Origin of the sequence: Streptomyces sp. NPDC050535 (assembly GCF_044457665.1) — a bacterium.
Taxonomy (GTDB): Bacteria; Actinomycetota; Actinomycetes; order Streptomycetales; family Streptomycetaceae; genus Streptomyces.
Genome location: NZ_JBITHE010000001.1, coordinates 118,351 through 129,166, shown reverse-complemented (window position 1 = coordinate 129,166; position 10,816 = coordinate 118,351). Strand labels below are relative to the sequence as shown.

Here is a 10,816-nt window from a genome sequence, read left to right as displayed (position 1 = left end):
GGAACCGAAGCCGGATCCAGGCCGGGATCCGGTGCCGGGTCCGGGACGGGAGCAAGGGGTTTGTCACCCTCTGGCCCGCTCCGGGCACGCTTGACATTATGGGACACTGGTCTAGACAACCTGAGACATCTGAAGGGCAGCATCACATGGCTGAGCGCCGCGTCAACGTCGGCTGGGCGGAGGGCCTTCACGCCCGCCCCGCCTCCATCTTCGTCCGGGCGGCCACGGCCTCCGGCGTCCCTGTGACGATCGCCAAGGCTGACGGGAACCCCGTCAACGCGGCCTCCATGCTCGCGGTCCTCGGCCTGGGCGCCCAGGGCGGCGAGGAGATCGTCCTCGCGTCCGACGCCGAGGGAGCGGACGCCGCTCTCGACCGTCTGGCGAAGCTGGTCTCCGAGGGACTCGAGGAGCTTCCCGAGACGGTCTGACCCGAAACCGTCAGAGGTTCGGCGTTTTCCTCGTTCGAAAACACCGGCAAGGGCCCGCCCGAATTATCGGGTGGGCCCTTCGCATTTCCATTGCGCGGGCAGCATGAATAATCTCCCGCGAATTACTCCTCTTTGTATACGGCGCTCATGTTAATGCCGCAGGCCCGTCATGTTTACGGGATGTTGCGAAGTCCTCACACGGTCCTGCCGGTCCCCCGCGCCGGGAAACCGGAGCCGGTGCGCGACCGTCGCGCGTTCGGTGTGCAGGGCGGTGATCGCCCGCGCCCGCTCGCTGTCGCCACGCGCGACGGCGTCCACGATCCCGCCGTGCTCCGCCCAGGAGTCCGCCGGGTTGGCCGGCGCCTCGACCGTGTACATCCAGGCGATCTTGTGGCGCAACTGGGCGAGCGTGGAGGTCAGCGCGGGGCTTCCGGAGGCCTGCGCGAGGGTCTCGTGGAACCAGCCGCCCAGCGAGCGCAGATCCTCGCTGTTGCCCCTCCTGGCCCGCTCCTGACCCAGCCTGACCAGGCCTCGGAGCACCTTGAGGTGAGCTTCGGTGCGGCGCTGCGCGGCCCGCGCGGCCCCGAGCGGCTCCAGGAGCATGCGCATCTCCAGCAGGTCCGCGGCCTCCTGCTCGCTCGGCTCCGCGACGCACGCGCCCGCGTGCCGCCGGGTGAGGACGAAACCCTCGGCCTCCAGCGTGCGCAGGGCCTCGCGCACGGGGACGCGCGAGACGCCGTAGCGGCGCGCGAGCAGTTCCTCGGTGAGCCGGCTGCCGCGCTCGTAGACACCCGCGACGATGTCGTCACGGATCGCCGTGCATACCGAGTGCGCAGGAACACGCATACCGGACCTCCGCTTTAATCCCCGTGAAACGCCGTCGATTGGCACTTGTCCAGTGACTCTATTGCAGAGACTCGGAATTTCCGATGGCGGACCGGAATCGAGGGATATTTTTTGGACAGGAAGGCGTTCGAAACGACAAGGTCCCGGCTCGTTCGAGCCGGGACCTTCTGAAGTACGTAAGCGAGCGGTGAAAGGTTCACTCGGCGCCGAGGACCGGACGTCGACGCCGGACCGGGATCAGACGCTCACGCCGTGCGAGCGGAGGTACGCGACGGGGTCGATGTCCGAGCCGTACTCGGCGGTCGTCCGGGCCTCGAAGTGGAGGTGCGGCCCTGTGGTGTTGCCGGTGGCCCCGGAGAGGGCTATCTGCTGACCCGGGGTCACCGTCTGGCCCACGGAGACACCGATGGACGACAGGTGGCCGTACATCGTGTAGGTGCCGTCGTTCATCCTCAGGACGATCTCGTTGCCGTAGGAGCCGCCCCAGCCGGCGGTGACGACCGTGCCGGAGCCGACCGCGTGGACCGGGGTGCCGGACGCGGCGTGGAAGTCGACGCCGGTGTGGCTGCCGGAGGACCAGAGACTGCCGCCGGTCCTGTAGCCGGTGGAGACGTACGAGCCGCTGACCGGCGTGACGAAGGTGTTGAGTCGCTTGCGCTCCGCGGCACGGGCGGCACGTGCCTTGGCCTCGCGCTCCTCCTCGGCCTTCCGCAGCGCCTCGGCCTCGTCGGCGGCGTGCTGCTGGGCGGCGGCCTGCGCGTCGATCTGGTCGGCTATCGAGTCACCGATCGCGATGGCCCGGGTGAGGCCGGTCTGCTCGACGGAGTTGTCCGCGGCGAGCGCCGGGACCGCCAGGGTGCCGAGGACACCGGTGGTGGTGAGCGCCGCTACGCCGATGGCGTTCGTGGTCGTGCGCTTCACGCGGCTCGGGCGACGGTGCTTCCCTGTGCCACAGGTGAACGCCATGTAGGGGTTGATCCTTTCCTTCCCTCTCGCCTACCGGGTTAGCTGACGGGTTCGGAGCAGGAAGGTCTCCTACGGACCACCTCCGAAGAGGACGTCCGATTCACCCCAGGGACTGCGTGTGGGTCCCCGGCTCCCCTGGCTCGCGCCACAGGGGGATTAGGCGATGGCTGTCCGGATGCCGCGGGCGCGGCGCAGTGCCTGACGAACAGCCGGACCGACGCTAAACGGGACATCTTTCAATCGACAAACGGAACACGGCTTTTGTAGCGCATGCCACAGAGCAGACAGGCAACCTCTCTACCAATACGGACAAATGGGGGCCCAGGAGGCTCTGCCGCCTCCTGGGCCCCCATGGGAGCGAACTGATCAAATCCGCTCCGCTCGGTCCTACTCGGCCGCCACGACGGTCACTTCACCGATTCCGAGGGCCTTGACCGGCTCCTCGATCGTCGCGGCGTCGCCCACCAGGACGGTCACCAGGCGGTCCACCGGGAAGGCGCTCACGGCGGCCGCGGTGGCCTCCACGGTGCCGGTCTCGGCGAGCTGCCGGTACAGCGTCGACTGGTAGTCGTCCGGCAGGTGCTGCTCGACCTGGTCGGCCAGCGTGCCCGCGACAGCCGCCGCCGTCTCGAACTTGAGGGGTGCCACACCCACCAGGTTCTGCACGGCGATGTCGCGCTCGGCGTCGGTCAGTCCCTCCGCGGCGAGGGTGCGCAGCACCTTCCAGAGGTCGTCGAGCGCCGGACCGGTGTTCGGGGTGTCCACCGAGCCGCTGATGGCGAGCATCGCGGCACCCGTGCCGTCCGCCGCGGAACGCAGCACCTGGCCGAACGCCCGTACCCCGTAGGTGTAACCCTTCTCCTCGCGCAGGACACGGTCCAGGCGCGAGGTGAGGGTGCCGCCGAGGCAGTACGTGCCGAGTACCTGGGCGGGCCACACACGGTCGTGCCGGTCGGCGCCGATCCGGCCGATGAGCAGCTGCGTCTGGACGGCGCCGGGACGGTCCACGATGACGACCCGGCCGGTGTCGTCGGCGGTGACCGGCGGCACCGGGCGCGGCTCGGCGGACGAGCCGGTCCACGCGCCGAGCGTGTCGGCGAGCAGCGCGTCGAGGTCGACTCCGGTGAGGTCGCCGACGATCACGGCGGTGGCCGTGGCGGGGCGAACGTGCTTCTCGTAGAAGGCGCGTACGGCCGCCGCGTCGATCGCGGAGACCGTCTCCTCGGTGCCCTGGCGCGGTCGCGACATGCGCGAGGTGGCCGGGAACAGCTCCTTGGAGAGCTCCTTCGCGGCGCGGCGACCCGGGTTGGCCGACTCGTGCGGGATCTCGTCCAGCCGGTTGCGCACCAGCCGCTCGATCTCGCTGTCCGCGAACGCCGGTGCCCTCAGGGCGTCGGCGAGCAGGTCGAGCGCCTTCGGGAGGCGCGAGACGGGGACTTCGAGCGACACACGTACGCCGGGGTGGTCGGCGTACGAGTCGAGCGTGGCGCCGCAGCGCTCCAGCTCGGCGGCGAACTCCTCGGCGGAGAGCTTGTCGGTGCCCTCGGAGAAGGCCCGCGCCGTGATCGTGGCGACTCCGTCGAGGCCCGCGGGCTCGGCCTCCAGCGGCGCGGCGAGCAGCACCTCCACGGCGACGACCTGCTGGCCGGGGCGGTGGCAGCGCAGCACGGTCAGGCCGTTGCCGAGAGTGGCCCGTTCGGGGGCGGGGAAGGCCCACGGCCTGGCCTCGCCGGCCTGCGGCTGGGGGTGGAACTCCATGGTGGCGAGCTCGGTCACTTCGCCGCCTCCTCGTCGGTGTCTTCAGCGGCTTCAGCGTTTTCGGCGTCTTCAGCGGCAATCGGTTCGTAGACCAGCACGGCGCGGTTGTCGGGGCGCAGGCGGGACTTGGCGACCTCCTGGACCTCCTCGGCCGTGATGTCCAGAACGCGCTGTACGGCGGTCAGGGCGAGCTGCGGGTCGCCGAACAGGACGGCGTACCGGCACAGTTCGTCGGCGCGGCCCGCGACGGTGCCGAGCCGGTCCAGCCACTCACGCTCCAACTGGGCCTGCGCGCGCTCCATTTCCTCGGCCGTGGGGCCCTCCTCGGCGAACCGGGCGAGCTCCTCGTCCACGGCGGCCTCGATGACCGGGATCCGGACGTCACCGGAGGTCTTCACGTCGAGCCACCCCAGGGAGGGCGCTCCGGCCAGCCGCAGCAGGCCGAACCCGGCCGCCACGGCGCTGCGGTCACGGCGTACGAGCCGGTTGTAGAGCCGGGAGGACTCGCCGCCGCCGAGGACGGTCAGGGCCAGGTCGGCCGCGTCGCTCGCGCGCGTGCCGTCCTCCGGGAGCCGGTAGGCGGCCATCAGCGCGCGCGAGGGGACGTCTTCCTCGATGACCTCGCGGAGTTCCTCGCCCATGATGTCGGGCAGGGCGCCGTCACGCGGCGCGGGCTTCCCGTCGTGGCCCGCGACGGAGCCGAAGTACTTCTCGATCCAGGCGAGCGTCTGCTCCGGGTCGATGTCCCCGACGACCGACAGCACCGCGTTGTTGGGCGCGTAGTAGGTGCGGAAGAACGCGCGGGCGTCCTCCAGGGTGGCCGCGTCCAGGTCGGCCATCGACCCGATCGGCGTGTGGTGGTACGGGTGGCCCTCGGGGTACGCGAGCGCGGTCAGCTTCTCGAACGCGGTCCCGTAGGGGACGTTGTCGTAGCGCTGGCGCCGCTCGTTCTTGACGACGTCCCGCTGGTTCTCCATGGACTCGTCGTCGAGCGCGGCGAGCAGCGAGCCCATGCGGTCGGCCTCCAGCCAGAGCGCGAGCTCCAGCTGGTGGGTGGGCATGGTCTCGAAGTAGTTGGTGCGCTCGAAACTGGTCGTGCCGTTCAGCGAGCCACCGGCGCCCTGCACCAGCTCGAAGTGACCGTTGCCCTTGACCTGGCCCGAGCCCTGGAACATCAGGTGCTCGAAGAGGTGGGCGAGTCCCGTACGCCCCTTGACCTCGTGGCGCGAGCCGACGTCGTACCAGAGGCACACCGCGGCGACCGGGGTCAGGTGGTCCTCGGAGAGCACCACGCGCAGGCCGTTGGCCAGGCGGTGCTCGGTCGCTGTCAGCCCGCCGGAGCCTGCCTCAGCTGTGGCCGTGTGACCCATGGGCATGTACGTCCCTTCGATCGCGGAAAACTACGGATTACCTGTCGGTCCTGCCACTGTATGCAAGCGCGCGGACCGCTGGCGAAGTTCCCGCACCTCGTACGCCGAGAGCGAGAATCGCGTTCGGATTCCGCGAGGCGGGAGCGGTGAACTCCCGGCCGCCCTCGTACGCCCGGAGCGCTTCCCGGACACCGCGCGAGACCCTCCGCACGGCCCGCCGGGACCCTCAACAGACGGGTCGTGGTCCGCGTTGTCAGTACGGCGGTCCACAATGGTGCGCGTCAGAACCCGTTCATGCCCAGGCAGAGACTGTGAAGGAGCCGCAGCAGCGATGGCCCGCCGCAGCACGAAGACCCCGCGACCCGATGACGACGCCGACTTCGAGGAGCGCATCCTCGACATCGACGTCGTCGACGAGATGCAGGGCTCCTTCCTCGAGTACGCGTACTCGGTCATCTACTCCCGAGCCCTGCCGGACGCCCGCGACGGCCTCAAGCCCGTGCACCGCCGCATCGTCTACCAGATGAACGAGATGGGCCTGCGCCCCGACCGCGGCTATGTGAAGTGCGCCCGCGTCGTCGGCGAGGTCATGGGTAAGCTCCACCCGCACGGCGACGCGTCGATCTACGACGCGCTGGTGCGCCTGGCCCAGCCCTTCTCGATGCGCCTGCCGCTGGTCGACGGCCACGGCAACTTCGGCTCGCTCGGCAACGACGACCCGCCGGCCGCCATGCGTTACACCGAGTGCCGGATGGCCGACGCCACCTCGCTCATGACCGAGTCCATCGAAGAGGACACGGTCGACTTCTCGCCGAACTACGACGGCCAGGAGCAGGAGCCGGGCGTCCTCCCGGCGGCGTACCCGAACCTGCTGGTCAACGGCGCGTCCGGCATCGCCGTGGGCATGGCCACGAACATGCCGCCGCACAACCTCGGCGAGGTCATCGCGGCCGCCCGCCACCTGATCCGCCACCCGGGCGCCGACCTGGACACGCTGATGAAGCACGTCCCGGGCCCCGACCTGCCCACCGGCGGCCGGATCGTCGGCCTCTCCGGGATCAGGGACGCGTACGAGAACGGCCGCGGCACCTTCAAGATCCGCGCCACGGTGGCGGTGGAGGACGTGACGGCCCGCCGCAAGGGCATCGTCGTCACCGAACTGCCCTTCACCGTCGGACCGGAGAAGGTGATCGCCAAGATCAAGGACCTGGTCGGCGCCAAGAAGCTCCAGGGCATCGCCGATGTGAAGGACCTCACGGACCGCATGCACGGTCTGCGTCTGGTCATCGAGGTCAAGAACGGTTTCGTGCCGGAGGCGGTCCTCGAGCAGCTCTACAAACTGACGCCGATGGAGGAGTCCTTCGGCATCAACAACGTGGCGCTGGTGGACGGCCAGCCCCTCACCCTCGGTCTCAAGGAGCTACTCGAGGTCTACCTCGACCACCGCTTCGAGGTCGTACGCCGCCGCAGCGAGTTCCGCCGCACCAAGAAGCGCGACCGGCTGCACCTGGTCGAGGGTCTCCTCGTCGCCCTGATCGACATCGACGAGGTCATCCGCCTCATCCGCTCCAGCGACAACTCGGCCCAGGCGAAACAGCGCCTGATCGAGCACTTCTCGCTCAGCGACATCCAGACGCAGTACATCCTGGACACGCCGCTTCGCCGGCTGACCAGGTTCGACCGCATCGAGCTGGAGTCGGAGCGCGACCGGCTCAACGGCGAGATCGACGAGCTGACCGGCATCCTGGACTCGGACACCGAGCTGCGCAAGCTGGTCTCCACCGAACTGGCCGCGGTGGCCAAGAAGTTCGGCACCGACCGGCGCACGGTGCTGCTGGAGTCCGCGGGCTCCAGCGCCGCGACGGTCCCGCTCCAGGTGGCGGACGACCCGTGCCGGGTCCTGCTGTCCTCCACGGGCCTGGTCGCCCGTACGGCCAATGGCGACCCCTTCGGAGAAGCGGAGGAGGACCGGCGCGCCAAGCACGACCTGATCATCTCCGCGGTGCCCGCGACGGCCCGCGGTGAGATCGGCGCGGTCATCTCCTCCGGCCGCCTGCTGCGGCTGAACGTGATCGACCTGCCGCGGCTCCCGGAGACGGCGTCGGCGCCCAACCTCTCCGGAGGCGCGCCGATCTCGGAGTTCCTGTCCACCCTGGAGCCGAAGGAGACGGTGGTCTGCCTGACCACGCTCGACGAGTCGTCACCGGGCCTGGCGATCGGCACGGAACAGGGCGTCGTGAAGCGGGTGGTCCCCGACTATCCCTCGAACAAGGAGGAGTTGGAGGTCATCACGCTCAAGGACGGCGACCGGATCGTCGGCGCCGCCGAGCTGCGTACGGGCGAGGAGGACCTGGTCTTCATCGCGGACGACGCCCAGTTGCTGCGCTACCAGGCGTCCCAGGTCCGTCCGCAGGGCCGGGCCGCGGGAGGCATGGCGGGCATCAAGCTCACCGAGGGCGCGAAGGTGATCTCCTTCACCGCGGTCGACCCGGCGGTGGACGCGGTGGTCTTCACGGTCGCCGGCTCGCGCGGCACCCTGGACGACTCGGTCCAGACGACGGCCAAGCTGACTCCCTTCGACCAGTACCCGCGCAAGGGCCGCGCCACGGGTGGCGTGCGCTGCCAGCGGTTCCTGAAGGGCGAGGACTGCCTCTCGCTCGCCTGGGCGGGCCCGGCACCGGCGCGCGCCTCGCAGAAGAACGGCACACCGGCCGAGCTGCCGGAGATGGACCCGCGCCGTGACGGCTCGGGCGTGTCCCTGGCGAAGACGGTGGGAGTGGTGGCGGGTCCGGTGTAGGTCAGAGGGCCGTTTCCGGCTGCTCCGGCTCTACGGGAGTGTCCTGTACGTAGCGGAGGACGCCCCACATGCTGTGCTCGTCGGCGTGTGGGGCGTCCTCTTTGCACGCCTCCAGTTCCTTGGCCAGGGCGGGCGTGTCGATGCCTGAGCCGATGAGGACGAGCTGCGTGAGCCGTTCGCCGGCACCGGCCGCGCGGGCCCAGGGCTCCGGGTAGAAACGCAGGAACCGTCCGACGGCGTGCACGGCGTAGCGGTTGCCGCGGTCCTGGACACCGAAATCGACGTACCCCTTGATGCGGTAGAGCCCCTCGGGCCTGCTGTCGAGGAACTCCATCAACCGCCGGGGGCTGAGCGGGACTTCGGAGGTGAAGGAGAGGGATTCGTAGGCGGAGTGCAGGTGGCCGACGACATGGCTGTCGGGCCCGGCGTGGTCATGGTCATGGTCATGGTCATGGTCATGGAGATCGTCGAAGGAGAGCTGGCCGACGCGCTCCTCGGTCGGTCGGCGGTCGAAGAGGAACTCGGGGTCGATCCGGCCGTAGGTGGCGGGTACGACGGCGGCACGGCCCGCGAGTTCCCGGACGACTCGGAGCACGCGCTCGCCCTCCGGCGCCCGGTCGGTCTTGTTGACGACGACGAGATCCGCGAGGGCGAGATGCCGGTCGATCTCGGGGTGCTTCTCCCGCGTGCCGTCGAACTCGGCGGCGTCGACGACCTCGACGAGTCCCCCGTACACGATCCCCGGATGCTCACTGGCGAGCACCATCCGCACGAGCTCCTCAGGCTCGGCGAGCCCGCTCGCCTCGATCACGATGACGTCGATTCCGGCCGAGGGCCGAGCGAGCCGTTCCAGATAGACGTCGAGCTCACTCGCGTCGACTGCACAGCACAGGCATCCGTTCCCGAGCGAGACGGTGGAGTCCCCGAGCGCCCCCGCCACCGCCATCGCGTCGATCTCGATCGAGCCGAAGTCGTTGACGATCGCCCCGATCCGGCTGCCTCCGCCGCGGTGCAGCAGATGGTTGAGCAGGGTGGTCTTGCCGGAGCCGAGGAAGCCTGCGAGGACGATGACCGGGATCTGCCGCGCCGCGGTCTCCACGTCGGTGGGCCGCGTGCCGGAGGTTGAGTGCGCGTCAGGGACCAACTGGGTGGCGGGCGTGGGCTGCGTGGCAGGTGCGGGCTGCGTACCGGACGTGGGTTGAGTGCCGGGTGCGGGTTGAGTGCCGGGTGCGGGCTTCGTGGCAGGGATCGGCTGGACGCCGGGAAGCGGTTGCGTGCCGGGCATCGACTGCGCGCCGGGGATCGGCTGCGGACTGGGCTGGCTCAACGCGCGACCTCTTTCACACCGGCGCACGCACCGGCTCGGGAACGGCTCCCGTACGAGGGCGGCTCACGCACCGGCACTCGTACGAGGAATGAATGCCGACCCAGGATACGAGTGGGAGGAATCGCCGCGAAGTGAACGATTGTTGGCGGCGCTCGCGGGGCACACGTTGGACATGGCGCCGGTGAACGCCGCCCGCACATCCCTCCGTGCGCCTCTTCTCCGCCTCCCTGTCGATCAGCACAGCTCAGCAAAACTGGGAGACGGCAGCGCGCCGCCCACCGCTCGCCGGTCCTCCCTGTCGCCCCACAACCGACGACCGGCGAAACGGTCGCCTAATTCGGGGGTTGACATGGTCACACAGAGTTCTGGGATACGGGGGTGGGGTTCCGCGGTCACCGCGGGGCTCGCCGTCACCGCAGGCGCCGTCGCTCTCCTGACCGCTCAGCAGCGCAAGTACAACGAACTGCGACTGCGGGTTGAGCAGCAGCGTATGCACTTTCACCTGCTGAGCCGGGCCATGGACGATCCCGACCTAGCCGCCGTAATGAGCACCGTGGACTTCAGCGACCAACCTGCAGAAAAGAGGCCCACCCTCCGACGCCAGTTCCTGTTCGCCAACGCCTGGTACACAAACACGTTGCAGCTCTACCGAACCGGAAACGTCAACTCGCAGGAGCTGCATGGACATCTTCGAGTGATCTGCCAAAGCGGGATCTTTCGCGACTACTGGGAGGCCACCCGGCATCATCGCGAAAGCCTCCCGCACTCCTCACAGGAAGCCCGGGTGGGACGCCTAGTGGACCGCCTCATGCGCGATCTGAGCGAGACCAGCACAGAGGAATGGTGGGTAGTGGGTGAACCGCCCGCCGAATAGGGCCGGTTGGGCTACACCATGGTCACACCGGCAACACCGGCCACCCCAAAGGAATACCCTGTCTTCGCCGTAAAGCCCTACTGTCCAGAGGACCGGGATCCCCTTTGAAGATCGTGCGCCGCATCGGTGCGTCACCACGCGAACGCGGTAGTGCCACCGCGGAGACCTGCCCCGACATCTTCGAGCTCAACGACGGCAGCTTCGCCGTCATCGGGACAGATGCCACCGATAGGCTCGACAGCGAGCTCCCGGCCGACGCTGCCCGCGCCGAATACGAGCGGATCGTCGTGATCAGCCGGGAAACCCTCATCCGGGCCAAGGTCGACATCCCCGAAGCCTGACCCTTACCAGGCCCGATGCCGCGACACCATCCACAGTCCAGCCTCGGAGTTCGCTGCACAGCGCACGTAACTTGTCACGCTATGCAGTAGTGCGGATACCCTCCGCTTT

General features: G+C 69.2%; 9 protein-coding genes and 1 riboswitch. Of the genes, 4 read left to right on the top strand and 5 right to left on the bottom strand.

Going from position 1 to position 10,816, the window contains the following annotated elements:
- Positions 1–146 precede the first annotated feature (146 nt).
- Positions 147–428, top strand: coding sequence for an HPr family phosphocarrier protein (locus ACIBLC_RS00535; RefSeq protein WP_138962230.1), 282 nt, complete (start codon positions 147–149; stop codon positions 426–428).
- A gap of 150 nt (positions 429–578) precedes the next feature.
- On the opposite strand, the gene ACIBLC_RS00530 is transcribed toward ACIBLC_RS00535, so the two are convergent.
- The 4 genes from ACIBLC_RS00530 to ACIBLC_RS00515 all read right to left on the bottom strand — a co-directional run bounded on the left by ACIBLC_RS00530 (position 579) and on the right by ACIBLC_RS00515 (position 5,374).
- Positions 579–1,274, bottom strand: coding sequence for a GntR family transcriptional regulator (locus ACIBLC_RS00530; protein ID WP_399208360.1), 696 nt, complete (start codon positions 1,272–1,274; stop codon positions 579–581).
- Positions 1,275–1,511: 237 nt separating this feature from the next.
- Positions 1,512–2,240 (bottom strand): M23 family metallopeptidase, encoded by a 729-nt coding sequence (locus ACIBLC_RS00525; RefSeq protein ID WP_399208358.1) that lies wholly within the window; start codon positions 2,238–2,240, stop codon positions 1,512–1,514.
- A gap of 12 nt (positions 2,241–2,252) precedes the next feature.
- A riboswitch (cyclic di-AMP (ydaO/yuaA leader) is annotated at positions 2,253–2,413 on the bottom strand.
- A gap of 214 nt (positions 2,414–2,627) precedes the next feature.
- Entirely contained in the window at positions 2,628–4,016 is a 1,389-nt protein-coding gene (locus tag ACIBLC_RS00520) for a M16 family metallopeptidase (protein WP_399208357.1), read from the bottom strand.
- Positions 4,013–5,374 (bottom strand): M16 family metallopeptidase, encoded by a 1,362-nt coding sequence (locus tag ACIBLC_RS00515; protein ID WP_399208356.1) that lies wholly within the window; start codon positions 5,372–5,374, stop codon positions 4,013–4,015. Before ACIBLC_RS00515 ends, ACIBLC_RS00520 begins: the two co-directional genes overlap by 4 nt.
- Positions 5,375–5,699: 325 nt before the next feature.
- Here ACIBLC_RS00515 and ACIBLC_RS00510 point away from each other — a divergent pair, with 325 nt between their 5' ends.
- Positions 5,700–8,165 (top strand): DNA topoisomerase (ATP-hydrolyzing) subunit A, encoded by a 2,466-nt coding sequence (locus ACIBLC_RS00510; protein WP_399208355.1) that lies wholly within the window; start codon positions 5,700–5,702, stop codon positions 8,163–8,165.
- Between the two features lies 1 nt (position 8,166).
- On the opposite strand, the gene ACIBLC_RS00505 is transcribed toward ACIBLC_RS00510, so the two are convergent.
- The gene (locus ACIBLC_RS00505; RefSeq protein WP_399208354.1) at positions 8,167–9,492 is read right to left on the bottom strand and encodes a GTP-binding protein; all 1,326 of its coding nucleotides are present in this window, start codon (positions 9,490–9,492) and stop codon (positions 8,167–8,169) included.
- 349 nt (positions 9,493–9,841) lie between these two features.
- On the opposite strand from ACIBLC_RS00505, the gene ACIBLC_RS00500 reads away from it, so the two are divergent.
- Both ACIBLC_RS00500 and ACIBLC_RS00495 read left to right on the top strand, forming a co-directional pair.
- A complete protein-coding gene (locus tag ACIBLC_RS00500; RefSeq protein ID WP_399208353.1) occupies positions 9,842–10,366 on the top strand; it encodes a DUF6082 family protein in 525 nt (174 codons plus the stop codon).
- 104 nt (positions 10,367–10,470) lie between these two features.
- Positions 10,471–10,707: a hypothetical protein gene (locus ACIBLC_RS00495; protein WP_399208352.1), complete on the top strand. Its 237-nt coding sequence runs from the start codon at positions 10,471–10,473 to the stop codon at positions 10,705–10,707.
- Positions 10,708–10,816 lie beyond the last annotated feature (109 nt).

Coding starts and splice junctions, on each gene's coding strand:
- ACIBLC_RS00535 (WP_138962230.1), top strand. CDS start 147: ATGGCTGAGCGCCGCGTCAACGTCGGCTGGGCGGAGGGCCTTCACGCC.
- ACIBLC_RS00510 (WP_399208355.1), top strand. CDS start 5,700: ATGGCCCGCCGCAGCACGAAGACCCCGCGACCCGATGACGACGCCGAC.
- ACIBLC_RS00525 (WP_399208358.1), bottom strand. CDS start 2,240: ATGGCGTTCACCTGTGGCACAGGGAAGCACCGTCGCCCGAGCCGCGTG.
- ACIBLC_RS00500 (WP_399208353.1), top strand. CDS start 9,842: ATGGTCACACAGAGTTCTGGGATACGGGGGTGGGGTTCCGCGGTCACC.
- ACIBLC_RS00530 (WP_399208360.1), bottom strand. CDS start 1,274: ATGCGTGTTCCTGCGCACTCGGTATGCACGGCGATCCGTGACGACATC.
- ACIBLC_RS00515 (WP_399208356.1), bottom strand. CDS start 5,374: ATGCCCATGGGTCACACGGCCACAGCTGAGGCAGGCTCCGGCGGGCTG.